We start from the raw sequence: 24077 nt of genomic DNA on the forward strand, positions 1-24077 counted from the left end.
CCTGATGGAGGCGGCCTACTGGCGCCTGGAGAGGAGAGCCCGTGGCTAACAGCGACGGGAATTCCGGCGCGAATGACGGCACCCTACTGGGCTGGAACTCTCTCCAGCGCTCCCTAGACAGCCTCGGTCACCGCATCGAGCGCCTGTCGGGCACCCTGAGCCAGGCGACGGGCGGCCGGAGCGGTAAGAGCTCAGACCTGCTTTCGGGGATGCGGGGTTCCTACCCCTTCACTGTTCCTGGGCAGGCCGGACGGACCACGCCGACGCCGACGTTCTCCGGCTCCGGCGCGCTGGCCGGCACCGCTGCTCCGGCTGCTCCAGGCGCCGCTCCAGCAGCTGCCGCCGGGCGTATCCCCAATGGTGGTCACCGCAGTGCCGCCGCCGGCGCCGTGGCTGCTGTTGCCGGTGCCGCCCGAATTCCCAACGGTGGTGGTGTCGCCGGGGCGGTGGCACAGGCGGCCGGCGCGTCAATGCTCGCACGCGTCGGTAACGGCGGTCATGTGGCGGCCGGCGCTCAGCCTCCCGGCTCCGGCGCGACTTATCTGGGCACGATGACCGGAGCCGCTGCCTACGGTGTGGCGCGTTTCACCGGCCGGGGTATAGGCGCTCTCAGCGCGTACGGCGACGCGAAAATGCAGGACATGACGGCCATGGAATTGGCCGCCGCGATGGCTTCACTTGGCCAGTCCGGAACTGCCGCTCAAGGTCGCGCCACATTCTTGAATCAGGCGTTCGGGCCATCGGCTGCCAAGCCGTCGAACACCATCGCCATTGACCACCAGGACGCCATTGCCACTGCACTGGCGCGAATTCGTACCTCTGGTGGTATGTCGACGGCTGCTAGTCCCCGCGACTATGCGTCTGATCAAGCGTGGCGTTCACTTGGCATGGTCGTCGGAAACGCTTCCTATGGTTCTACGGACGCCGCTGTGTCGGCCGGTGAAATTCAAGGACCACGTTCCCAGCATCGCGCGTTGCAGCTTGGGTTGGGGTCGATTTTCGATCCGAAGACTCGGTCGTATGTGGGTAACGCAGAGCTGGCCAGGCGCATGATGTACACCGCCACTGGCACAGCGAGCCCTGATCAAGAGCGTTTGCAATCCTCCCTGCAAGAGGGTGGAAAGATGCACTACCTGCTCCGAAACATGGGGTGGGGTTCTCAAACTACGGAGATGTTCACCAGCTATACCGCTCAGTTGGCCGACTTGCAAGAACACGGATTGGACTATCGGAAGGCTGACGATCTTCTTGCGCAAGCTTCAAACAAGGCCAGTCCTCGGTACGCATCTGCTCGAAAAGAATTGAAAGACAAGTACAACTGGCAGGAAACGCAGTTCCAAATCGATAAGGATACTGCCGCTCTCGACCGCTCAGGTGACCGCGCTGTTTTTGACGAGTACATCGAGAATCTGAAGAAGTCGTCCAAGGCCGTTGAGGACTGGACGAAGTTCATCAAGACGTTCCTTGATTTGCCGCCGGTGAAAGCTGTCCTCGGTATGGGTGGCGCCATTTCAAAGCTGAAGGACAATCCTGGTGCGATCATTCCGTGGCTCACCGGAGGTGGTGCGACGGTTCCGTGGACGGTGCCGAAAATCGCCGGGCCGGTCAATCCTCCGTCGATGGGTTCCGGTGGTGCCGGTGACATGTCCGGCGGTATTGGCTCGCTGCTGGGTGGTCGCGGCCTGAGTTCTGGTGGTGGTGCGCAAACCCACGTTCCGCCTGGTGCTTCCGCTGTTCCTCCGCCGTTGCCGAAAGCCAACGAAAAAGGCAAGGGGAAAGGTAAGGGGTCGGATAAGCGCTCTCAGCCGTCGGCTTCCGGTAGTGCTGCCGGCGCTGTCGCCTTTGCTTTGGCGCAGCAGGGAAAGCCGTACGTGTGGGGTGCTGAGGGGCCGAATTCCTTCGACTGCTCCGGCTTGACGATGGCTGCTTACAAGAGCGTCGGCAAGGATATTTCCCGGACGACGTACACGCAGATCAAGAAGGGCACCCCGATCTCGCGTGATCCGGCTGAATGGCTTCCCGGAGACTTGATCTTCCCGCACGCCGGCCATGTCGTCATGTGGGTCGGCGGGAATAAATATGTTCACGCGCCGAATAAGCGCCGTCCTGTTTCGGTGGATTCCGGAAAGCCGAGCAGTGTGTTGGCGGTGCGGCGAATGATGGGCGGCGGCGGGTCGTGGAGAAACGGCTCCGGCGCCGATCCCACGGCTATGGACAGCTCAGGCAAGCAGAAGGCCAACGGAAAGCCGGACCCGGCCCGGCCGCAGGACATCAGCGGTACCAGTACCGACTGGGGGAGCAACGTCACTGGCAGCGGTTCGATCCTCGGCCAGGCCGGGGCGCCGGGTGAGCGTGAGCTTGATGTCTTGAGCGCGATTTTCGCTGCTGGCGGCGACTCGGGCGCGGGCTGGCTTCAGAGTGCGTCGACGTCCACCGAGGCGCCGACGCCGGACACCGAGAGCTCGTCGACGAGCCGCCCTGACCCGCGCAAGAACAAGGGCAAGGGCGGTAAGGGCGTCGGCAAGTTGGGCAAGGGTGGCAACCCGGCGGCCAATCAGCGGCTCGGCCGTCAGATGGCCGCTGGACGCGGCTGGGACGGTCCGCAGTGGGATGCGCTGCGCAAGTTGTGGATGCGTGAGAGCTCGTGGAATCACCGGGCGGTCAATCCGTCCAGTGGCGCGGCCGGAATCCCTCAGGCGCTTCCTAGCGCCCATCCGGGGGTGGTCACCGAAGAGTGGATGGCTGACCCCAAGGCGCAGATTCAGTGGGGTCTGAACTACATCAGCGGCCGGTACAAGACGCCGTCGTCGGCATGGGCCCACTCGCAGAAAACGGGCTGGTATCGCGAGGGTGCCTGGCGGGTCAAGGAAGACGAGCTGGCCACCGTCCACCAGGGCGAAATGATCGTGCCCGCTCCCGAGGCCGGGCGTATCCGTGACGTGCTGACGCGTCAGGACGCCCATGCCGGCGGTGGGGGTGGTGGGACCTCCTGGACGTTCGCGCCGGGCTCCATCGTGTTGCACCTGGGCTCTGGCGGTTCCGGTGGCGCTTCCCCGGCCAACGCCAAGTCGCACGCTGCCGCGCTGTTCGCCGAGCTGGAGAAGCTCTCTCGGAATCAGAAAATCGCTAGAGGTATGTGATGTCGCTCAACGGTCCATTTGACCCGCGTATTCGGTATGCGATGGGTCCTCACGGGCGCATGGTGCAGGTTCAGCGCGGCTGGATTGAAGAGGACACCTCGATGGGAATCTACATGCACGCCGGGTCGGCGCGTCGTGTGGATTTCCTGTTCGCTCCGTCCACGATTTCGTCCTCCTACAGCATGGGTGCTCAGGAAGAGGACATTCCGATCCCGCCGGGAATGGACTCTCGGGACTCTTCTGGCGTGTATCGCGGTGTGACGAATCAGTCGGTGAGTTTCCAGCTGTTGTTTGACCGCACGTTTGAGGTCAACAACGGTGATCGCGACGGTGTGTGGCGGGACGCGAAGGCGTTTTTGACGCTGGTCGGTGTGGAGGATGAATCGACGCTGGCCTCGGGCACCACGACCGGTCTGGCGTATGGCGTGATGATGTTCGTGCCGGTGTGGTTTCGTTTCGGCCCGGTTTCCCCGCTGCGCTACCTCGGTGTCATCAAGTCCTTGAGCATCGACTACACGTTGTTCAATCCGGATCAGATTCCTCTGCGGGGGACGGTCAGCGTCAACGCGCAACTGATGCCGAAGAACTTCGCTACGCCTGCGACGTCTACGAGCCGCCAAAATGATCCGTCGTCGTACATCAACTCCCCATTTTATGAGCGGCTGCCTGATGATCGTCTCGGTGGTCAGCTAGTGAGGACGAACTAATGGCGAGCCGGTATGAGGACGCGCCGGTCGTGTCATCCCCTTTCCGTGGGGGAGTGTTGTACGGGCGTGAGCTGCGGAAGATCCCGGAGCAGGAGTTCTTCTTCGCTTTTCATAAGGTGAGGGAGAGTGATCGGGTTGATTTGCTGGCGGCCCGGTACTACAACGACGTCAGTCTGTGGTGGATGATTTGTGACGCCAACCCGGAGGTCGTTGACTGGATGTGGATGACTCCGGGAATGATGATTCGGATCCCCAATGTATTGGGGTAAGCCGTTTTTTGAGCTCCGGGTCGGCGGCCGGCCCATAAAGCCGGTCGCGTTGGACTTGCGGGTCAATCAGAGGTTGAGCCACAACACGCTGATGCAGGCGCATGTGCAGTATCCGTGGGAGCAGGCGAACAATCCACGCATGCTTGCCGAGGACACCTTGGTCGAAGTGCGGTGGGGTGCGCGGCCGGATGACCTGACGACCTGGTACGGGTATGTGCACCACGCGTCGATGGACACCCGGATGCCGGAGCAGTCGACGCAGCTCAAGGTGGCGTACACGCTGATCGGTACCGGTCATGTCCTGGCGGACGCGAAAACGCATGTGTGGCGTGAGATCACCGACTCGGGGATGGCCACGAAAATCGCCAAGAAGTACGGCCTGTCGTCGGTGGTCCACAAGACCAAAAAGATCCACAAGTACCTGTACCAGAACGCGGTGAGTGACTACGCCTGGCTTCAGGAACGAGCCGGTAAAACCGGCCGGAAAATGTGGGTGGAGAACGGCTGCCTGTATTTCGTGGACATCGCCGCATGGGCTGCCGCTCGGTCGACCAAAGCCCCGGAGTTTGAAATCCACAAAGACTACTCGCGGCCGACGGACAATTTTCGTTTCACTGCTGACATGGGTACCGACATGCCTCAGCAGGGGCGGCAGATGAACCGGCAGATGTACGGCGTCGACCATAAGACCGGGAAATTCATGGAGCGTCACAACCGTGACTCGGCCTCCGCCAGGACCACGGTGTTGCGTCAGCCGGTGGCCGATGCGATCGACGACCTGGATTTCCAGTTGGGCGGTCACACCTCAGCCGGCCAGGAATGGGCTGACGCCTCAGCTGACCTGATCGGATCCACTCGCCTTGCCCCTGGCCAGCCGGTGAGGTTCAAAGGTCGCGCCCTGCCGAAACATCTTCGCGGGGAATGGATGGTCGTGGCCGCAGATCACCACCTGCTGGCGCCGAGCGTGACGAACGTGGGGCACGCGAAATTCAACACGCACGTCCAATTGGCGCGTAACGCCCGCGACACATATAACTTCTCGGACCAGACGGTGTTGAATATCGATGACGCGTGCGTGGCAGGCGCCTCGTGGAAAGCGCGGTCGATACGTGAGGTCGTTCTGTGAAGCCGTCTGAGGGCATGTGGTGGGGGATCGTCCACTCGGTCAATGACCCTGAGAAGAAGAATCGTATCCAGGCGAAGGTGCCGGATGTCCTGGGGTCGGAGATCAGCGAGTGGGCGAATCCGGATTCGCTGATGCTGTCGAAATTGAAAGTCGGCGACAAGGTCTGGATCCGGTTCCTGGCCGGAGATATCCGCCACCCGGTCTACCACATCCCTTACGACAAAAAACGCGCGATCATGCGCAACACGTTGGATGACGTGGAGTTGACGCATCCGACGGGGCCGATGCGGCTACGGGCTCCGGCTGGGACCGCGTACATGTCCGGCTCGACCAGTTCGGTGAACGCTTCCGGCGGCAAGGTGCATTGTCAGGGTAAGGACGCCTCCGGGTATGTGCCGTGCGTCGCCTCTGATTTCGAGGTCGGCTCCAGTCACAAGCTGAAGGAAAACATCCGCCGGCTGGATTTCGACCCTCTGGAGACGATCCGGAACGCTCCGGCTCAGCTGTGGAATTACCGGCCTGAGCACGGAGACAACCGTACCCGCGTAGGACCGATCGCTGAGACGCTCCCTGATCTGGTCCGGCGTGGTGACCACGTTGACCTTGCGTCATTGGTCGGCATTTTGTGGAGCGCTGTCGCGCAGCAGAGCGACCGCATTCGTGACCTCGAAGAGAAGCTGAACAGCGCAGAGTAATACCATAAAGAGCCCCGCAAATAAACTGATTACGGAATTGATTTCCGTATCTTTTGAGCGGGTGTACTTATGGATGTTCTTGTTCTGCGGCGGATGCGCGGCGGTATCTGATGGCGGTACGCCCACCGATCGCCGTTGATCTCCCTTTTCGTTTCGGTGCGGACGGTGGTGTCGTCACCGGAGATGACTTGGATCGGCAGATCCGTCAGCGGCTCATCACGATTGTCGGCACCGAGCCGTCCGAGCGTGTGATGCTGCCGCAATTCGGTGTGCCGGTCGCCTCGTTTCTTTACGAGCCGCACACTCCGGCGATCGCCGTGGAGCTGCGTAACCTCACCGAGGCTCAGGCGGCGATGTGGGAGCCCGCACTGAAAGTCCAGTCGGTTATTCCGGTCCGGGACGACGAAGGCCACACGACAGAGATCGAAATGCGTTACCGGCGGCTGAACGCCGAAGGTAACGAAGGCGGTCCGATGGTGCATCAGGCACGCATCTCCGAGGGGCAGATCAAGGAGTGGGTCCGTGGCTGAGATCATCCCGGTTGACTATACCGCCGCCGAGTACGGCGATATTCGCGCTGACCTTCTCCGTCGCGCTGCGGTTCTGATCCCGGAATGGACCTCCCGTTCCGAGGCTGATTTCGGTGTGATGTTCACCGAATTGTTTTCCCACGCCGCAGATCTGAACAATTACGCAATTGATCGAATGCTGCGGGAGAGTTTCCTTCCCTCGGCGTTGACCTCTGAGTCGATCATGACTTTGGCGGCGATGCTGGGTTACATCCCGCACGGCAGCATCGCCGCGACCGGCACCGTGACCTTGATCACCGACACCGACCAGGCGACCGATGTGGTGGTGCCGGCCGGGACGCAGCTGTCCAGCGTGTACGTCGATGCCGTCGACGGCCCGGTCATCTACGAGACCGTCACCGAGGTCACCGTGCCGGCCGAGGGCGGCACCGTCGTGGTCGACATCGCCGAGGGGCGCACCACGGTTCGTGAGCAGATCGGGGTGTCGACCGGCCGGGAGGCTCAGCGGGTGGCGATCCGCCAGCCCGGCGTGATTGAGGGCAGCGTGCACGTGTACGTAGAGGCCGAGCACGCCGACCTGGAGTGGACCTACCTGACGCGGCTGGCCTACGCCGCCCAGGGCGACCTGGCCTACACCCTGCGTCCCACGGCCAGCGGCATCACGATGGTGTGTTTCGGCGACGGCGTCAACGGTGCGGTGCCCGAAATCGGCGCCAGGATCTATGCGACCTACCGCGTCGGCGTCGGCAAGGCCGGGAACCTGGCCGCCAACAAGATCGAATTCTTGGACACCGACATCCCCGGTGTCACCGTCGCCTACGACGGCGAAGGCAAGGCGATCAGCTCGGCCGTCACCGGAGGCACCGGACCCGAAGACATCGAGCAGGTGCGCCGGCACGCTCCGTCGGCCTCCATCGCCCGTGAGCGCGCTGTCACCGTGACCGACTACGCCGCCGTGGCGCTGACCGTGCCCGGTGTGAGCGCGGCCAAGGCCGTCTCTCAGGTCGCCTCTTCGGTGATCGTCTACATCGCCGGACCCGAGCGCACCCTGCCCAGTACCGAGCTCATCGAGGCCGCCCAGGCGCAACTGGACGACGCGGCGATGGCCGGGGTGACGGTGACCGTCGGCGGACCGACGCTGATCGGCGTCAACCTGGGCACCGAACTCCTGCCGATGCGGGTGTACGCGGCCCCGACCTGGCGTAACTCGGTTGTGGAGCAGCAGGTTCGCACCACCTTGGCCGCGACCATCAAAAACGCCTCCATCAGTTTCGGATCCCGCGTCACGGTCGGCGCCATCTACACCGCCGTCGCGCAACTTCCCGGCGTCATCAACGTCAACATTCCGATGATGGCGCGCTCGGACGCCACCCAATCCGGGATCGACGACATCGTCTTGTCGCCGTGGGAATTGCCCGTGCTCGGCACGGTGGCGTTGACCACGACGGGCGGGGTGTCGCAGTAGTGGCCTCCTACCCGCCCTCACTGGCTTCCTGGGCAACCAAACGCGATTTCATCGACCCGATCTGGGCGCGGCATTTCAACATCGTCCAGGACGAAATCAAAGCCATTGAACTGACGCTGGGAATCAATCCTCAGATCGCGACCGCCGACCCCGCCGAGCTCACCCCGGATTACACGACGGTCGCGAATCGCGTGCAGAAATCGGCGCGGCGAGAGCCGTTCTGTTCCTACCGGGGAATCCGCCTGGACGATTCGATCACGCCGAATCAACATGTGCGCCCGGAGTTGACGGCCTCAGAAGACACCCACGGCGCATCGACGCAGGTCGGCTACCGGCTGCCGGAGACCGGCTACTGGGTGATCAACGCGATGGCGACGTGGCCGTCCACGCCGGCCACGGCGGTGCACCCGACCACCCGCGTCATGGGCATCGAGATCAACGGCACCGATCTGGGTCTACGGGAAAGCGTCCTGGAAACCGTCAAAAACCGCGACAACCTATCCACGATGGTCGTCTGGCAAGAACGCATGAGTAAAGGCACCGACATCAGCCTTTCGCTTCGCGCGGTCAACGCCGACCCGGATAAGACCTCCATCCCGGTGAATGTCTACCTCCGCGTATACCTGGTGCGCTGCACGGGGACGGAAAACGTTACCGGCTTGCCGAGTCCGGAATTCAAAGAGATTCCCGTCACGCCCCCGACGCTTCCACCTGGGCCGGTCAGTCAGGTGATCATGCGAGAGCCCGATCCGCCGAAGCCGCCGGCGCAGAGAAAACTCGGTATGGCTATCGAGCGATACGACGGCAGCTACAACGTTTATTACGCCGACGGCGGTCTTGCGTATGTCTCCACTCAGCACCAGTTGGGCACCAATGGGCCGGACTCTTAATTCAGGAAAGTTAGTTAAATGACGGCTTCATACCCTAACGCGTACCGCCAGTGGACCACCAAACGTAATTATCTGGACATTGTGTGGGCTGAGCACATGAACAGTGTCCAAGACGAGACCAGTGCCATTCAGCAAACACTCGGAATCGTTCCCCAAATCGCCACCGCGAATCCAGGAATGGTCAACCCGAACCACGGCACCGTAGCGGCACGCATTCAGCACGTGGCACGCGGAGAACAAATCCCCATCTTCCGTGGATCCACCCGAGACGCCACCGTCACCCCCGGCGTCTGGGTCCGTCCGACCTTGCGCGCCGACGACGACCCGTTCTCGATGAGTACCGGAACCGGCATCAAAATCAACGAATCAGGACTGTGGCAGATCACCCTGAAGTGTGATTGGAAATCCGTCCCGGCCACCGTTCAGCATCAAGCGGCCCGGCTACTTCGCCTGGAAATCAACGGCGACGACGTCGGTGTCCGAAACGTCATCGAAGAAATTCCACAAAACCGGGCTGCGCTCCACAACCATTTGACGTGGACAGAGAATCTCGCGAAGAACACAACCATTTCCATGGGCGTGCGAACCAACACCGGAGGATCACCGGGAGAACTGATCTACAACGCCTACATGCGCGTCCACATGGTCAGATGCCACCCGCCGGGGGAAGGCGGCCCCATCCCTTTTGAGGACATCCCGGATGTGGAACCGCCACCACAAGTAGTCGTCACGCCGAGCACGAAGCAATACACGATCATCGCCACCCTGTACCCCGTAGGCGGCACGCTCGACCACGACTACTCCACTGGCTGGACAGCAGGTTCCCCTCCGGGAGTGGGCGCGAACATCGAGGTCGTCGACAGCACACATCCGGCTTTCGCCTCCTCCCCCTACCCGAAATTCAACAGCCTGGCCGAAGCACAGGCCTACGCAAACGAAAAGCGACAAAATTACTTCGGAGCATACGCGCCCAGAAACACCTACACATATTCAGGCGCTAAGTACTCCTATTAGGGTGACGTATGGCTATCTACCTAACTCATAAATACGGCACCCGGTTTTACGGCCCAGAGCCGGATCTTCCCACCTTCGATCCGGAAAGATTCACCGCTTACTCCAGCGACTACCGGACCGTCACCATCCTCTGGGAGCCGCCCGTCGGCACCTTCGACGGATTCAGGCTTGTCAAAAACTTCTTCGGCGTCCCCCAGCACGAAGACGACGGAATCGTCCTGCTCGACGACACCGTATCCGACATCGGCTACGACGACACCGATGTTGTGGCCGGACAATTCGTCTACTACGGCGTCTTCCTGAAAATCTCCGGAACCTGGGCACTCACCGGCTACACCAGCTGCCTGCACATCGCCGACATGCGCTCCGCACTATGGCTGTGGGAAAGAATCCCCAACCATTACAAATTGCTACGCGGAAACCAGCTCACCTACCAAGACGACGACAACGAACAATTCAAGAAATACGTCGGCGTTTTCGGCTGGGGCTTGGACCGGATCCGTACCGGCATGCGCGCCTCCTGGACCTCCGGCGACATCGACACCACCCATGAACGAATCGTCGACCTGATCATTGGCCAATTCGGGCTGCCCACCTACCCAGGACTGGCCGGCCTGCGGCGCCGCGCCATCGCCCGCGACGGATCCGCCCTGCAAGCCGCCAAAGGCACCGTAGAGGCGATGGAGGCCATCACCCGCACCGCGTCCGGCTGGGACGTCGTGCTGCGGAAAAGCCGAAATCTGATCGGCTCCTACGACCGCTCCCGAATGGTTAACCCCCTACCGCTGCCGTGGGATCCCTCCATTCACTACGCCGTCAACGCGACCGTCCACTTCTACGAGGTCAGCTACAAATGCGTGACGCCCGCCTACGGCTGGGAGCAATGCCCCGACGGCGAAGGTGCCTCCAACACCTGGTGGCAGCGCATGAGCGTGGTGGAAGCCAACACCGCCGCCTATCACGCCGCCAGCAACTCCCAGCACGGCTGGCAGGGCATGAGCCACACCGTCGGCCAGGCCGACACCAAAGTCCAAACCCGCCTGGCGCGCGGAATTCCCCGCCCCTTTGACGCGGTCGTCGACACCCAAGCCATCACCGTCCACAACACCCACTCCGGCACTTTGAACGCCGGCGCCCGCCTGCTGCCGGTACCACAAAACGTCGCCACCCCCGACCCGCTGACCGTCATCACCAACGCCGTACCCCTGCCGAACCTGCTGGAATGGTCAGCCGAACGCGCCTACCCGGCCGGCTCCCTGGTCGCCTGGCGCGGACAGGTCTGGCACGCCATCCGCCCACCCCGTACCGGCATCGCCCCGCACACCTCCACCGACCGCTGGCAGGCCGTCAACACCGACACCCGCATCCGGCTGTGCCTGTCGGCCTACACCCACCAACCCCACACCGACGCCACCAAAGCCGTTGCCCCAGCGTCGATGTACCTGGAGTGCTACGACGAACGCGGCGCCCTCATCACCCGCGAATTCGCGCTCACCGCAAGCGACACTCGCGTGCTGGACACCTTCACCGTCTTCAACCCCGAGGACGGCCCCATGCACACCCTCGGCGGCCGGGAAACCGAATACGGCAGCAAAACCTGGGTCGACCGCGTCACCGGACTCACCCGCCACTCCTACGACTACGGCGTCATCCGCCCCGCCACCCCCGGCGCCCGCGCCATGTCCACCATCGACTACGGCACCGCCAGCGCAGCCGTCGCGGCAACCTTCACCAGCGCCGTCTCCGGCCAGGTGCAGGCGATCATCCTGCGCTACGTCTCGACGACCAGCTATGTGCGAGCGACCAGGACCGCACTCCAGACCGTCTCCGGCGCCACCGTCACCACCCTGGTCACCTATGCGACACCTATCGGTGACGGTGACCGGCTCACCGTGGTAGTCAACGGCAACAACTACACGGCCAAACGCAATGGCGTGCAGGTCGCCACCACCACATCCACCTTCAACAGCAGCTCCACAATTTTCGGGCTGGCAGTGGAGACCTGATATGCCCACCTACGCGAATTACATCCCCAACCCGTCTTTTGAGCTGGCCACCACCAGCTGGACGGCCGAGGGCAGCGGCAGCATCACCCGCACCACCGCCACACCGACCTCTGGCACCTACTCGGCCACCGTCTCCAACAGCGCCACCGTCAACATATGGGGCGGTGTCCAGACCACCGTCAACATCACCCCCGCCACCGGCCCCTACAGCCTCGGCGTCACCATCTCCCACCGGACGGAAAACCACAGCGACGCCTACAACGCCGGCGTACAGGTCACGGTCTACGACCTGCTGCCCGGCGCCGCGATGGGCACCCGCCAGCAGGTCGCCACCACCACCTACGCGGGCGGCGGTGGCCGCGTCACCCTGACCAATTTCACTCCCCGCAGCGCGGCCGACCGGCTCGTCATCACCATCACCACGGCCAGCAGCTACTACCAGGCCGGCAGCAGCTCGACCACCTACGGCCCATACCAGGGCTACACCGACGGTCCCGTAGGCGGCGGATCGTGGATCGTCGTCAGCCCGGCGCAATACACCAGCATGCTCTCCAGCCCCAACTGGCAGGGCAGCACCACCTCGACGACAGGCTCACAGCGTTTCGGATCATTCCGTAGCGTCACCACAACCACCACCCCCACCATCTCCGGCGGCATCTCCACCGCCCGCATCGACGCAGTCCAACTCCAACAAGGCGCCACCGCGACCGCCTACGTCGACGGCACCACAACCGGCTACGCCTGGTCCGGCTCGCCACACAACTCCGCGACCTTGGCCATGGTGCAGCTAGAGGCCACCGCCACCGCGACCTCCACCGGAACGATCGTCGTCAACCTGCTGCTGCCGACCAGCGCCGACGCCTTCGCCACCTCAACCGGCACCCTGGAAACGATCATCACGGGCGTCGGCGCCCAGGCATTCGCCACCTCAACCGGCACCCTGGACGTGTGGCAATACGGTCCCATGTCCGCCTCCGGTACCGTCACCCAAGACGGCACGGTCGAGCTCGCCGCGCTCATCCACATCACCGCTGAGGCCACCGCCACCAGCACCGGCACCCTGAGTGCCGAAATCACCGTGGTCACCTTCGCCGACGCCTTCGCCACCAGCACCGGCACGCTGGAAATCGGGCTCCCACCGGACATGGAGGCACACGCCTTCGCCACCTCCACCGGCACCCTTGAAGTCGCCATCGCCGGTGTCATGGAAGCCCATGGTTTCTCCGTCTCCGTCGGCACCCTCGAAGTCGCACAACTCATCCCCGACGGCGCCTTCTCCGACTTCGCAATTTTCGGCGTCACAGAAAACGACCCCTTGATGAGCATCACCGCCGTATCCAACGGAGGCACCAACACCGGAGCCTCCGGCGGCGAATGGGTACGCATTTACGCGGAATTCGTCGTCCCGGCCGAAAAACTCGCAGGCACCACGAAACTCTGGCCGCGAACCGCATTCGTCGTGCCCGGAATCCGATTCGCCAACCTGCCCGCCGCCTCCTGGCAGGAATTCACCCGCGTTCAACTAGAAATCGCCAGACCTGATGGCGGCCCCAGCGACTACATGGACGGCGGCAGTGTCCGCGCACTCGTCTACCCCGACCGTCTCAACCTGGCACCCAACGCCATCTACATCGTCGCCGACAACGTCTTCAGCACCGCTGAAGAAATCACCTCACCCATCGACGACGACACCGCCCCGGCACTCCTGGTCGAGCTGGCCGCCGACGCCGACCACTACGTCACCACACTGCTGTCCACCCTCAAACCGGGCGCCACCTACGTCATCTCCATGTACGTCAAGCCCAGCGCCGCAATGACAGACGTCGGCTTCACCGCCCTGGACCAAGTCACCTTCGAACCCTTGAGCCCGGCGACCTTGTACTCCTTCGGCACCCCCGCCCCCACCCTCGGCACCGGATGGCGACGCATCTCCACCACGGTCACCGTCCCGGCCTCCGGAGCCATCGTGCTGGCCTACACCTGGACGATCACCCAACCCCAAGTCGGAACCGAATCCTTCACCATCGCAGGATTCCTGGTGGAAAAAGGCATCGAACTAAAGCCGTACTTCTTCAATCCAGGAAACGACCCGGAGATTCGCTACCACGACGGGATGAACAACCCATCCGGCGGGGTTTTCTATTACAGCGATTACGAACGAAAGACCTATATTCTTAATGAAGCACTGAAAGACCACGTACCATCCGGGATCGGCATCGGCGAACCGGAATTCAACAAGATCCCGCACTACGATAGTTAGGCACCGCCTGTGTACACCCTCGGTTTCGAAACCGTTCAGCTTGTCGGCCTGATGGTCAATGTCATCCTGCCGATCCTCGTTGACCTGGTTTCCAAGGCATCCTGGTCCGGCGGCGCCAAGGCCACCATTCACGCTTTCCTGACCGCTGTTATCGGTTTCGGCTCCACCGCCATTGCCGCCATCAGCGCGGGCGTCGTGTTCGACTGGCGCGAGGCATTGTTGCTGGCCGTCTCCGGCTGGTTCATCTCGACCGCCGCCTATTTCAAGGCCTGGCGCCACACCACCGGCCAAGCCGTCGTTTTGAGCACCTTCATCAAGGACAAGCCCAAGAAGTACGACCTTGCTGCTTGAGCTCTGGACGCTGCTCCAGGCCGTCCTGGCGACGTGGATCGTCTGGGAGAGCCTGCAACCCCTGGCCGCCACCTACCTACGTCCAGAGCTGCACCTGGTGATCGTCGCCGTCCTGGCCTACGGCGCCCTGATCCTCCCGGCCGAAATCCGGCTCCCACTGGTGGTCGCGGCCCTGGTCGCCGCCCTGCACATGCTCGTCACCCGCGAGCCGCGCCACGTACAGACTGTACGAATGCCGCGCCGCTGAGTAAACTGGCCTCTTCACGCGAGTGAAGCCACTGAGTAATACGAAAACCCCAGCCATCACTGGGCAGTGATGGCTGGGGTTTTTGGCGTCTCAGACAGCCAGCAAGCTCCCCGGAACCTGGTCCCTGTCGAGCTGCTGACGTACCCATCCGGCGCGGGGACGGCCGGCCGCCAGCTTGATGTCTCCCGGCTGAGGCTGAAAGCCCGCCGCGAGATCCTCAACCCCCTTGGCACTGACGAAAACGGCGATCTTGTCAGCCGGGGTACGGCTCCGGCCGCGCTTGGCCGGCACCGCTTTCTCCGGCTCCGGCGCGGGCTCCGGATCGACCACCGTGACCTCCACGCGCGGAGTCTCAGCGACCGGCTCAGAGCCCTTAGAGACCGCCTCATAGTGGTGCCTCAAGGATCGGGTGAGCTTCATCTGCGGGTCGCCGGGGAACTCGTTCACGGCCATGAAGGCGGCCTCGCGATGCTCCCAGTACATCGCCGAGCGCAGCAGCGTCTCGGCCAGATCCCACACCTCCTCAGAGACAGCCGGCGGGGGAGGAGTCTCAGCCTGAGCCTCATCAGGCTCCGGCAGAGGCAACTGAATGTGCCCGTCCTCGGTGATCTCCCCACCGGCCTCCTCCGGGACGTCAGGCTCCATGGGAGGCATCTCCTGTAGGCCGGTCGCTGAGATCTCCAGGACCGGGATTCCGGCTTGATCCGCCTGCGCTCGCAGCTCCCAGGTGAAGTCGTCCGGCGCGTCCTTTTCTGCTCCCCAGGCGAGGATGAGGTACGGGGTCCGCTGCTGCTCTTTGTTGTCCTCGATCAGCATCATGATCAAGGTCTCCGCCACCGAGGCGCCGGTTTCCTCGGCCGTGACAAGGCAGGTCCGCTCCGTGCCCGGAGCGTCGATCATGGCGCGAATGTGTCCCGTCGCACGCCGATCCGCCCGGCCGCCGACGGTGACGATGCCGTAGCCGGGACCACCCTCCAAGGTCGACCAGTAGCGAGCGCTGTCAACGACGGGGGAGTAGGTGCCCTCAGCTGCCGGGAGGTAGAGGGCGACGTCGACCGGCTTGTCCGTGTCGAACCGGGTCCAGTCGTCCATCAAGTCGGTGAAGAGCTCCGAGGTGATCGGGGCGCCTCCGGCGACGACCAGGCTGACGGTGTCCGGCGCCGCGATGGCAGGGGTATCCATGGTGGCCTCACAGGGCTCTGAGACTTTTGCGTGGGGAGAAAAGTCCGGCCAAAACCCAGGGCCCGCCAGAGGGGCGTCGCAGGTGCGGTCTGGCGGGCCGTGAGCCAACCCCAGGGGGTGTGTGACCTGGGGTTTCCCGGAGCGGACCTGGCAGGAGGGGAAGGTCACCGCCTGGTCACGTCATGGACATTACCGGACTTTTGGTACCGTTCAAAACCAGGTACAAAAGTGCCCAAAAGACCGGCCAAACCCTGGCCAAAACCTCACCCGGAGTGTTCGTGGCACGACTGATCGAAGCCGAGGTCTGGGCGTCCCGCCCCAAGATCCTCACCAGCACCGCGCAACTGGTGCTTCTCCGGCTCGCCGACTCGGCCGGAACCGATCACCGCATGGTGTGGATCGGCATCGACACCCTCATCCGAGACGCCCGCTGCGCTCGCAGCACCGTCTACGAGGCTCTGCGCCAGCTGCGTGAGCTCAACATCGTCGTCGACGTCCCGCGTGAGGAGTGGCCGGCCGAGGCGCTGCGCTACGAGTCCGTGGTCCGCAAGATCAACCATCCCAGCGCCTGGGCAGCCGTCTACGACCCCGTCTTCCAGCAGGACACGATCCGGATCCCGGACATGTACCCGTCCGGAAATCAGAATGATCTTGTCCGGGATCCGGACCCTAACCAAGAACTACTTAACCAAGAACAAGAAGTAGAGACTTCGTCTCTACCGATCAGCCCTTCGGGCGGATCGACGCCGGGCAAATCAGCCAGCGACGATGACCTTGATCCGGCCGAGGCCGTAGGCCCCTACGCCAAGCCCGCCACGGCGCCGAAAACCGGCCGCAACCCCGACAGCGCCATGGGCCTGGCACTGCACCTGAAGCTGGCGCTCCGGCGCACAGCCTCCGGCCGCAGAGCCCTGATGGTGCCCGACGCCATCAACTACCGCTCCCTGGCCGCCACCCTGAGTCGCTGGCTGAAAGAAGGCACCACCCCACACCAGATCCGCGCCTGGATGGACGACTACGCAGCCGGCGACTACCGCTCACCCGGCGCACCAGCCTGGAAGAGCTTCCTGGCATCGCGTGCCTTGCTGGCCGGCGCCAGCATCCAAGAGGCCGAAATCGCGGCCGAGGTCAAGCGCATGACCGACCTGGACGACCCCGAGGTCCTGGCTACCTGGGGCGTGACGGCCGAGGAAATCATGCCGTGGGTCGCGGCATGATTTCCGCACTCAGCAACCAGGTCGACTGGAACCTCCGCTGGGAGTCGGCCAACATCCCGATGCACCTGCGTGGTCAGACTCTTGATGACTGGCCGCCGCAGTCCGAACTCGGCTTCAAAGCCCTACAGGCCGCCCGCCGGTTCGTCGACACCTTGCCGCAGCGGATCCATACCCCAGCTCCCGGCGCCAGCCGCGATGACCGGTCCCTGATCGGCGTCGGCATGGCGGTCATCGGCACCCACGGCAGCGGCAAGACCGACCTGGTGTGCGCGACGCTGACCACGGCACACCTCACCCACGGCGCTTCCATCGGCTACGCCCGCGCCGCAGCGTTCATCGCCGCCTGCATGGCCTGCGACAACCCGCCCAAGGACGACGACGAGCGTCATGATCCGACCGGCCGGTATCAGCGTGCCGTCCGGCTCCGTCGCCGCATGGTGCTGGCCTCCGTCGCCGCGCTCGACGACATGGGCAAGGAGCACAAAACGGCGTCGAGCTATGTCGCCAGGAAGATCAACAACTACCTGAGATATCGGCACGAAATCGGCAAGCCAACGCTTGTGACCAGCAACGATCCCATCGAGAAGTGGGCAGTCTACGACCCCGCGTTGCCGTCCTTCGCACTCCAGGCACTCCCCGCCGTCCTGCTGATCGGAGCGGATCTTCGTGCGCGGCGGTGAACTGTCCAACCGGGTCGGCCCCAGCATCGTCGTGATCTTCGAAGACCTGATCGCCAAGCGCTCGGAAGTAGCACCGGAACGCCCCAGAAAGATCCTCAGCTGGCCGCGCGCCGACAAGACGTCCACCGGCACCTGGGCGACCGACCAGACCGTGGTGGGAGCCCTCAACCGGCTCGCCTACGAAACCGATGTCCAAATCGAAATCGCCACGTTCGTCGACGAGCTCGGCACGATCACCGAGGTCCTGGACGACGCCCGCGTCATGTACTCCAGCCTGGCGATCACCCACCCCAGCCACCTGGCGCGCAGCCTGGCCTACGCCCCGCACATCAGCGCCGTCTACCACCCCCACCCCGAACATGCCTTGACCTACGGACCCCGAGGCCGGCTTGTCACCCCAGCCAAACGCTCCATGATCGGCCGCTTCTGATGGACTACCCGCGTCACCTGATCTCCCACACGGTCACCTCAAGCGACCTACGACCCGCCACCGACGCAGGCCTGAGAGCCGATTGGATCACCGATCCCGAGTCCGCCCGCGTCTGGCGCTACCTCCTGGAATTCCAGGCCTCCTACGGCCAGGTGCCCTCGGCCGCCGTCCTGGCCGCCGAGTACCCGACCTACAAGCTGCTGGCCGACACCGAGCCCATCGGCTACGTCATCGACCAGCTCCGCGACGCTCGCGCCATGGCCATGCTCGAAGCCGCCCTGGACCAAGCGGTCGGCGACTTCGAACGCGGCGACGTCCGGGGTGTGCGCGCCTCGTTGTCCGGTGTACTGACCGAGCTCGCCACCGAGATGCCGGTCAGCCGGGATGTTGATATCACCCAGACCGGCGCGGCCCGGATGGAGCGCTACCGCGACCTGGCCAAGCGTGACGGCAAGCTGGTCGGCATTCCGACGGGCTTCGCCGCGCTCGATGCCGCGACCGGCGGATTCCGCAAGCAGCAGCTCATCGTCCTGGTCGGTCCACCTAAGGCCGGAAAGTCCACGGCCTTGTTGTGGTTCGCCTTAGCAGCTCATGCCGCTGTCAAAAGTCCCTTCACTCTCGGCTTTGAGATGTCGAACGACGAGGTTGAAGAACGCCTTGACGCGCTGAGGGCTCAGGTATCGGCCACCAAACTCCGCGACGGAAATCTGAGTGAGGCCGAGCTTCGCCGTGTCGAGAAGGCCACTCGGCAGATGGAGCTCATGACTCCGTGGTGGCTCAGTTCCGATATCCACTCGGCGACCACGGTCTCCGGTGTCAGTGCGAAAATCCAGGCCCTCAAGCCGGACATCGCGTTCATCGACGGCATCTACATGATGCAAGACGATCACGGGGAAAAGCCGGGCTCTCCGCAGGCGCTCACGAATATCAGCCGAGCCTTCAAACGGCTCGCCCAAGCCGCTGACATTCCGACCGTTGTTACCTCTCAGGTTCTGCTCAGTAAAATGCAGGGAGGACAAGTCGAGCTTGGTTCCATTGGATACACCTCCGCTTTAGGCCAAGACGCGGATCTGGTTATCGCGGTAGAGCCGACACAACAACATGACATCTTCAAGATCAAGCTGCTCGCCGGCAGAAACGTAGCACCATTCGCTTTCTTCGTCCGCCGCGATTGGGCGGGCGGTGTCATCACCGAGCTAGATCATGACCCATTCGGTGAGGACGATTTCGGTGACGACGACTTCGATGACGACCGCTTCTAAATACGCACGCGGCCCGGTTCCCGGCGACGTTCAGAGCGCGATGGAAAAACTCGGCCTGGTCATCGTCCGCATTGACGGCGATGAGCTCTACACCCACTGCCCGGCGCACGTCGCGCTGACGGGAAAGACCGATGAGCACCCGAGTTTCAGCGTCAACGCCGAGACTGGCCTGTTCTTCTGCTTCTCCTGCCACTACTCCGGCGGCTGGGTGTCCCTGGCCGCCGACATGCTCAACGTCGAATCCGGCGAAGCCGTCACGTGGACCCGAGCCCAAGGCACCATCGGAGCGTCCAGACGGCGTCTGGAGCGCTACAAGGCGAGCCCGGCTCAGATCACCCCACCTGTCTCCCGAGCCGCTCTGGCGCTATATGAGCGGCCTCCGGAGCACATGCTGGCCGAGCGGCAGCTGACCGCCGAGGCGTGCGAGCGCTACGGCATCTTGTGGGATCCGGGACGACGGGCGTGGATCATGCCGATTCGTTCGCCGGACGGCCGACTCCTGGGCTGGCAGGCCAAGTCCAAGATCGGGGTCCGCAACTACCCCAAGGACGTGGTCTGCAAGACCGAATCCCTGTTCGGCATCCACCTGCCACCGCAGGAGACCACGGTGGTGGTCGAGAACCCGCTGAAAGCCGCCCGCCTCGACGCCACCGGCCTGGCGCCCGGCTGCCTGGCGCTGTTCGGATCCAAGGCCTCCGAGCAACAGGTCCAGCTGCTGGCCGGCCGCTGCACGCGGCTGATCATGTTCCTCGACCACGACCCGGCCGGCTGGTCCGGCGCCAAGCGCCTGTATGCCGAACTGCGTGGCCGCGTCGTGGTGCTGGTCGTCACCTACGACGGCCTGGAGCACGGCGTCGACCCCGGGGACCTGACAGATACCCAGCTCGCCGAGCAGCTCGCGGGCGCCGTCTCCCCGATCCGGCGGCGCTGGTCATGCTGACCGTCGACCTGCACCCCTACCAGGCGCCGGCTGTCGACTTGCTCCTAGAGCGCGAGAGCCTGCTGATCGCGATGGAGATGGGGTTGGGCAAGACGATCACCACGTTGGCCATCGCCGAACACCTGCTGGGGGAGGGGGAGGTAAGCACGGTGCTGATCGTGGCGCCGTCCGGCCTGCTGATGCAGTGGGCGGCCAGCATCGCGGCCCACACCGACGTCACCAGCATGAGCGTCGTCTCCAAGGGGGAGGTGTTCGTCATCCCCGAGCCTCACTGGTGTGAGGTGGTGTCCGGGACGCCGGAGCGAAAACGGGCGGCGATGGAGCGGATCGCGGCCTCACCGCCGCCCTACGTCGTGACCTCCTACGACACCGCTGTAGCCAACCTCCGCACCCTGCGCAAGATCAGCCAGATGGCGGTGATCGACGAGGTCACGGCGCTCAAGGGGTTCCGCTCGGCCAGGGCTCGCAGCCTGCGCAAGCTTCGGACGCGGTTCCGTGTCGGTTTGTCAGGGGCACCAGTTGAAAACCAGCGGCCGGAGGAGGCGTGGGCGATCATGCGGTGGATCGATCCGACGATCTTCGGGCCCTACGAGGAGTTCGAGAAGGCCTATATCCGCAGGTCACGCAGCGGCCGGCCGACGCACTTCGTCAACCTTGACGTGCTGCACCGCAAGCTGTCCGCCGCGATGTACCGAAAGCGCACGACTGACCCTGATGTCGCGCCATTCCTTCCTGCCGTTGATAGGCAGCGATGGCCGGTAAACCTGCCGTCTGCTACCCGCGTCGTCTATGAGCAGATCATGCGTGATCTGGACGCCGAGCTGCGTATGTCGGGCTCGTCCAGTGGCGGATGGGATGTCGACTCGTACTACGGAGGTACGGACGAGTCGAGTGGGGCAGGCAGGGTCATGGCCATCCACCAGGTGGCACAGATGTTGCTGTGCCACCCGAATTTGGTGAGGGTTTCGGCCCGGACTTTTATCCGGGGAGAAAAGTCAAGCCAAAAGTCCGGTTCTGCGTACGCCGCGTCACTTGTCGCTACTGGGTGTTTAGACGGCTTAAATGAAGCGCCGAAACTTGACGTTTTGTACGCCAAAGTGACGGAGATACTACAAGCCGCAACGACGAACAAGATCATCATCGTGTCGAAGTATCGCGAGATGCAGCCCATCTTCGAACAGATTTTCGAACGGTACAACACGGTCTGTTACCACGGGCAACTGAATCATGGTGCCAAGTCCGCCGCCGTCTCACGTTTCGAGACGGACCCCGACGTCCGCATCATGATCATGTCCCACGCCGGCGCCTATGGCGTCGACATACCGGCTGGTAGCGACTTGATCAAGTACGATCCGCCGCGATCCTCAGGCCAGGGCAAGCAACTGGACGCCCGCCACGTCCGTGCCGGATCTTCACACCGTCGAGTCAGGGTGGCTGACATTTACACCGTCGGAACCATCGAAGAGCGCCTGTATGACGCCCTCGACTTCAAGGCCCGCGTCTCCTCTGCTGTCACAGACGGTGATGAGCTGGGTGTAACCGGTTCCATGGCAAATGACGTCCCGTCTCTGACCAGGCACGTTGCTGAGGCGCTGGCTCTTGCTAGCTGACGGTCACCGGTTTGATCAAATCGTTATCAAAAGGACTTTTGGGCCAGGTTAAAACTCGTCCCAAAAGTCCCCTATAGTCTGTGTAGCGCGAAGGCCATGCGACGGCTGAGGGACACCACGCATGGGCCGCACCATCAGGCATACCCACAACTCCATACAGGACGAATCGCCACCGCCGGACATCCACCACCTCGCCCGGCAGAGGTTCCAGCTCGAAGCCCAGATCGCCCAGCTCAAAGCGCGGAGTACGCACCTCCGCGACCGACTGCTAGAGGTAGCCGAACACCACGGCCGGGTCGACGAGCACGGTCACCAGCGGGTCTACCTGGACTCCCCGGTGACCGTCGGTGACAAGACCTACACGGGATTCGTCCGCCGAAGGTCGGTTACGCAGAGCTTTAACGAGGACGCAGCGCGTGAACTCGTAGAGGCGAGGGGGCTAACCGACCGCGTTACCAAATCAAAAATGATCACCTGGATCGATCAGGACGAACTCTGGGCCTGCCAGCAAGAGGGACTACTGACAGCGGCCGAAATCGACGCCCTGATCGATCGCACATATACGCATTCGCTATGGGGGACATCATGACCAACCCCGGCGTGGTGGCTGAGCCGCTCCGGCACAGCGCCACGGACCCGCGCCTCGCTGAGGCACGGTACGACGAGGCACGCCTTGCCGAGCTCACCACCAAGACCTACCTCGTCGGCGGTCGCAAGACTGAGCTCTACACCATCGGCCAGCTCGCCACGATGCTCGGCCGATCCCCCGTCACCCTCCGTGCCTGGGAACGCAAAGGGCACATACCTCCGACGCCCCTGCGGAGGAATTTCGAAGGCACCCGAGGCGGGCGCCGGCTGTACACCAAGGCACAGGTGCTCGGCATCGTCCACGCCGCACGAATTACCGGCGTATTCCTCATGTACACCGCCCCCCGAATTCCCAAGGAATTCCGGGAAGAGTGCGACAAGTACTTCACCGCCCCCGCAAAGGCGGCTTGATGGTGACCGTCACGGTGGAGCGTTCCTTCACTGTCCCCCTCAAGTCGAAGTACATGACTATGCGAGTGGGAGCTTCTCTTACAATTAGCGAAGAAGACGTCGCTCTAGATCTTTCCGGAGAAGACTCGAAAGACGTCCCAGAGGCCCTATTCGATCGGGCGACAGAAGCTGTTCTTGTCCAATCGAAGCTGGATCTCACAGAAATACTAGACGCGGGCGTCGCGGCTGACCCAAAAGCATTGCAAGAACTAATCAACTCGCTGTAACGAGGAAAAACCATGGCAACGATTCGCCGCCACGGCAGCACCACCGACGCCGCCCCGACCACCACGACCAACCGGCGCCCGGCCAACCGGCATGACTCCAGCCGCCCCGGCCGCCCCGGCATCACCGGCGGACGCGGAGCTCTAGCCCGCGCCATCACCCGCCACCAAGAGACCAAGGTCGTTGGAGGCTACAAGAACTTCAAGCTCGGCGTCGACGAGCAGGTCTTCGCCTTCGCCGACTCCGACGCGATCGCCAGCTACTTCTACCACTGGGTAAACGGCGCGGAAGGCCGGAAGTCTTTCCTTTGCCTCGACTTCGACAGTGACGAGGACTTCATCGGCCGCGAGGAAGGTGACGAGCGAAAGTGCCCCCTGTGTAAGATCGGCGACAAGAAGATCTTCAGGGCACTCTTCAACGTCATCGCCCTTCCCGAGGAAGGCGAAGAGGCAGAGGTCTCCGTCCTGGAGTGCGGGATCACGCTCGCGGGCCTGATCCTCGACTACGCCGAATCCGAGCGCATCAAGGATCAAGGCGGACTCAACGGCCCCAACATCTACTGGGAGATCAGCCGCAAGGAATCCGGCGCCGGCGACAAGAAGAAGTACACCTTCAACCTGAGCGCTGTGAAAGAGCGGGACCTGATGGAAGACTTCGGTCTCCAGCCGCTCACCGCAGAGCAGCGTGAAGAGCTTCAGGACAACCTCTACACGGCCGACATCGTACGGCGCGACACCTACGAGGACCTGGAAGAGCTCGTCAGCGCCCTTCACGGCAGGTAATCCGCCGCGCT

At 63.2% G+C, this 24077-nt stretch carries 22 protein-coding genes; 21 read left to right on the forward strand and 1 reads right to left on the reverse strand.

Annotation, left to right across the window (positions count from 1 at the left end):
- Positions 1-41 precede the first annotated feature (41 nt).
- The 12 genes from AB0G15_RS05380 (at position 42) to AB0G15_RS05435 (ending at position 14700) form a co-directional block, all read left to right on the forward strand.
- On the forward strand, positions 42-3140 hold the full coding sequence (locus AB0G15_RS05380) for an NlpC/P60 family protein (protein ID WP_362835575.1): 3099 nt from the start codon (positions 42-44) through the stop codon (positions 3138-3140).
- Positions 3140-3847 (forward strand): hypothetical protein, encoded by a 708-nt coding sequence (locus tag AB0G15_RS05385; protein ID WP_362835577.1) that lies wholly within the window; start codon positions 3140-3142, stop codon positions 3845-3847. The genes AB0G15_RS05380 and AB0G15_RS05385 overlap by 1 nt, the downstream gene beginning before the upstream one ends.
- 342 nt (positions 3848-4189) lie before the next feature.
- Positions 4190-5242 (forward strand): hypothetical protein, encoded by a 1053-nt coding sequence (locus AB0G15_RS05390; protein ID WP_362835579.1) that lies wholly within the window; start codon positions 4190-4192, stop codon positions 5240-5242.
- Positions 5239-5937 (forward strand): phage baseplate assembly protein V, encoded by a 699-nt coding sequence (locus AB0G15_RS05395; RefSeq protein WP_362835581.1) that lies wholly within the window; start codon positions 5239-5241, stop codon positions 5935-5937. The genes AB0G15_RS05390 and AB0G15_RS05395 overlap by 4 nt, the downstream gene beginning before the upstream one ends.
- 110 nt (positions 5938-6047) lie before the next feature.
- Positions 6048-6467 (forward strand): GPW/gp25 family protein, encoded by a 420-nt coding sequence (locus AB0G15_RS05400; RefSeq protein WP_362835583.1) that lies wholly within the window; start codon positions 6048-6050, stop codon positions 6465-6467.
- A complete protein-coding gene (locus tag AB0G15_RS05405; RefSeq protein ID WP_362835585.1) occupies positions 6460-7932 on the forward strand; it encodes a baseplate J/gp47 family protein in 1473 nt (490 codons plus the stop codon). The genes AB0G15_RS05400 and AB0G15_RS05405 overlap by 8 nt, the downstream gene beginning before the upstream one ends.
- Positions 7932-8822: a hypothetical protein gene (locus AB0G15_RS05410; RefSeq protein WP_362835587.1), complete on the forward strand. Its 891-nt coding sequence runs from the start codon at positions 7932-7934 to the stop codon at positions 8820-8822. The genes AB0G15_RS05405 and AB0G15_RS05410 overlap by 1 nt, the downstream gene beginning before the upstream one ends.
- Positions 8823-8840: 18 nt before the next feature.
- Positions 8841-9836, forward strand: a complete 996-nt coding sequence (locus AB0G15_RS05415; protein ID WP_362835589.1) for a hypothetical protein — start codon at positions 8841-8843, stop codon at positions 9834-9836.
- 8 nt (positions 9837-9844) lie between these two features.
- The gene (locus tag AB0G15_RS05420; RefSeq protein WP_362835591.1) at positions 9845-11842 is read left to right on the forward strand and encodes a hypothetical protein; all 1998 of its coding nucleotides are present in this window, start codon (positions 9845-9847) and stop codon (positions 11840-11842) included.
- Position 11843: 1 nt separating this feature from the next.
- Complete coding sequence (locus AB0G15_RS05425; RefSeq protein ID WP_362835593.1) at positions 11844-14102, forward strand: hypothetical protein; 2259 nt, start codon at positions 11844-11846, stop codon at positions 14100-14102.
- Between the two features lie 9 nt (positions 14103-14111).
- Complete coding sequence (locus AB0G15_RS05430; protein WP_362835595.1) at positions 14112-14453, forward strand: hypothetical protein; 342 nt, start codon at positions 14112-14114, stop codon at positions 14451-14453.
- Positions 14443-14700, forward strand: a complete 258-nt coding sequence (locus AB0G15_RS05435; RefSeq protein WP_362835597.1) for a hypothetical protein — start codon at positions 14443-14445, stop codon at positions 14698-14700. The genes AB0G15_RS05430 and AB0G15_RS05435 overlap by 11 nt, the downstream gene beginning before the upstream one ends.
- 90 nt (positions 14701-14790) lie before the next feature.
- Here AB0G15_RS05435 and AB0G15_RS05440 read toward each other — a convergent pair whose 3' ends face one another.
- A complete protein-coding gene (locus AB0G15_RS05440; RefSeq protein ID WP_362835599.1) occupies positions 14791-15882 on the reverse strand; it encodes a hypothetical protein in 1092 nt (363 codons plus the stop codon).
- A gap of 182 nt (positions 15883-16064) precedes the next feature.
- On the opposite strand from AB0G15_RS05440, the gene AB0G15_RS05445 reads away from it, so the two are divergent.
- From AB0G15_RS05445 to AB0G15_RS05485, 9 genes are all read left to right on the forward strand, one after another.
- Entirely contained in the window at positions 16065-17099 is a 1035-nt protein-coding gene (locus AB0G15_RS05445) for a hypothetical protein (protein WP_362835601.1), read from the forward strand.
- On the forward strand, positions 17096-17779 hold the full coding sequence (locus AB0G15_RS05450; protein WP_362835603.1) for a hypothetical protein: 684 nt from the start codon (positions 17096-17098) through the stop codon (positions 17777-17779). Before AB0G15_RS05445 ends, AB0G15_RS05450 begins: the two co-directional genes overlap by 4 nt.
- Entirely contained in the window at positions 17766-18209 is a 444-nt protein-coding gene (locus AB0G15_RS05455; protein ID WP_362835605.1) for a hypothetical protein, read from the forward strand. The genes AB0G15_RS05450 and AB0G15_RS05455 overlap by 14 nt, the downstream gene beginning before the upstream one ends.
- Positions 18209-19471, forward strand: a complete 1263-nt coding sequence (locus tag AB0G15_RS05460) for a DnaB-like helicase C-terminal domain-containing protein (protein WP_362835607.1) — start codon at positions 18209-18211, stop codon at positions 19469-19471. The genes AB0G15_RS05455 and AB0G15_RS05460 overlap by 1 nt, the downstream gene beginning before the upstream one ends.
- Entirely contained in the window at positions 19440-20411 is a 972-nt protein-coding gene (locus AB0G15_RS05465; RefSeq protein ID WP_362835609.1) for a CHC2 zinc finger domain-containing protein, read from the forward strand. Before AB0G15_RS05460 ends, AB0G15_RS05465 begins: the two co-directional genes overlap by 32 nt.
- A complete protein-coding gene (locus AB0G15_RS05470) occupies positions 20405-22021 on the forward strand; it encodes a DEAD/DEAH box helicase (RefSeq protein ID WP_362835611.1) in 1617 nt (538 codons plus the stop codon). The genes AB0G15_RS05465 and AB0G15_RS05470 overlap by 7 nt, the downstream gene beginning before the upstream one ends.
- A gap of 121 nt (positions 22022-22142) precedes the next feature.
- Entirely contained in the window at positions 22143-22610 is a 468-nt protein-coding gene (locus AB0G15_RS05475) for a hypothetical protein (protein WP_362835613.1), read from the forward strand.
- A complete protein-coding gene (locus AB0G15_RS05480; RefSeq protein ID WP_362835615.1) occupies positions 22595-23020 on the forward strand; it encodes a MerR family transcriptional regulator in 426 nt (141 codons plus the stop codon). Before AB0G15_RS05475 ends, AB0G15_RS05480 begins: the two co-directional genes overlap by 16 nt.
- 278 nt (positions 23021-23298) lie before the next feature.
- Positions 23299-24066, forward strand: coding sequence for a hypothetical protein (locus AB0G15_RS05485; protein WP_362835617.1), 768 nt, complete (start codon positions 23299-23301; stop codon positions 24064-24066).
- The last annotated feature ends 11 nt before the right edge of the window (positions 24067-24077 follow it).

It is taken from the genome of Streptosporangium sp. NPDC023825 (assembly GCF_040639575.1).
Classification (GTDB): Bacteria; Actinomycetota; Actinomycetes; order Streptosporangiales; family Streptosporangiaceae; genus Streptosporangium.

What these genes read in the sequence shown, in the direction of transcription:
- AB0G15_RS05400 (WP_362835583.1), top strand. Translation starts at nt 6,048, where the DNA reads ATGGCGGTACGCCCACCGATCGCCGTTGATCTCCCTTTTCGTTTCGGT.
- AB0G15_RS05420 (WP_362835591.1), top strand. Translation starts at nt 9,845, where the DNA reads ATGGCTATCTACCTAACTCATAAATACGGCACCCGGTTTTACGGCCCA.
- AB0G15_RS05470 (WP_362835611.1), top strand. Translation starts at nt 20,405, where the DNA reads ATGCTGACCGTCGACCTGCACCCCTACCAGGCGCCGGCTGTCGACTTG.
- AB0G15_RS05460 (WP_362835607.1), top strand. Translation starts at nt 18,209, where the DNA reads ATGGACTACCCGCGTCACCTGATCTCCCACACGGTCACCTCAAGCGAC.
- AB0G15_RS05475 (WP_362835613.1), top strand. Translation starts at nt 22,143, where the DNA reads ATGGGCCGCACCATCAGGCATACCCACAACTCCATACAGGACGAATCG.
- AB0G15_RS05440 (WP_362835599.1), bottom strand. Translation starts at nt 15,882, where the DNA reads ATGGATACCCCTGCCATCGCGGCGCCGGACACCGTCAGCCTGGTCGTC.
- AB0G15_RS05450 (WP_362835603.1), top strand. Translation starts at nt 17,096, where the DNA reads ATGATTTCCGCACTCAGCAACCAGGTCGACTGGAACCTCCGCTGGGAG.
- AB0G15_RS05385 (WP_362835577.1), top strand. Translation starts at nt 3,140, where the DNA reads ATGTCGCTCAACGGTCCATTTGACCCGCGTATTCGGTATGCGATGGGT.
- AB0G15_RS05415 (WP_362835589.1), top strand. Translation starts at nt 8,841, where the DNA reads ATGACGGCTTCATACCCTAACGCGTACCGCCAGTGGACCACCAAACGT.
- AB0G15_RS05425 (WP_362835593.1), top strand. Translation starts at nt 11,844, where the DNA reads ATGCCCACCTACGCGAATTACATCCCCAACCCGTCTTTTGAGCTGGCC.
- AB0G15_RS05480 (WP_362835615.1), top strand. Translation starts at nt 22,595, where the DNA reads ATGGGGGACATCATGACCAACCCCGGCGTGGTGGCTGAGCCGCTCCGG.
- AB0G15_RS05445 (WP_362835601.1), top strand. Translation starts at nt 16,065, where the DNA reads ATGGACATTACCGGACTTTTGGTACCGTTCAAAACCAGGTACAAAAGT.
- AB0G15_RS05485 (WP_362835617.1), top strand. Translation starts at nt 23,299, where the DNA reads ATGGCAACGATTCGCCGCCACGGCAGCACCACCGACGCCGCCCCGACC.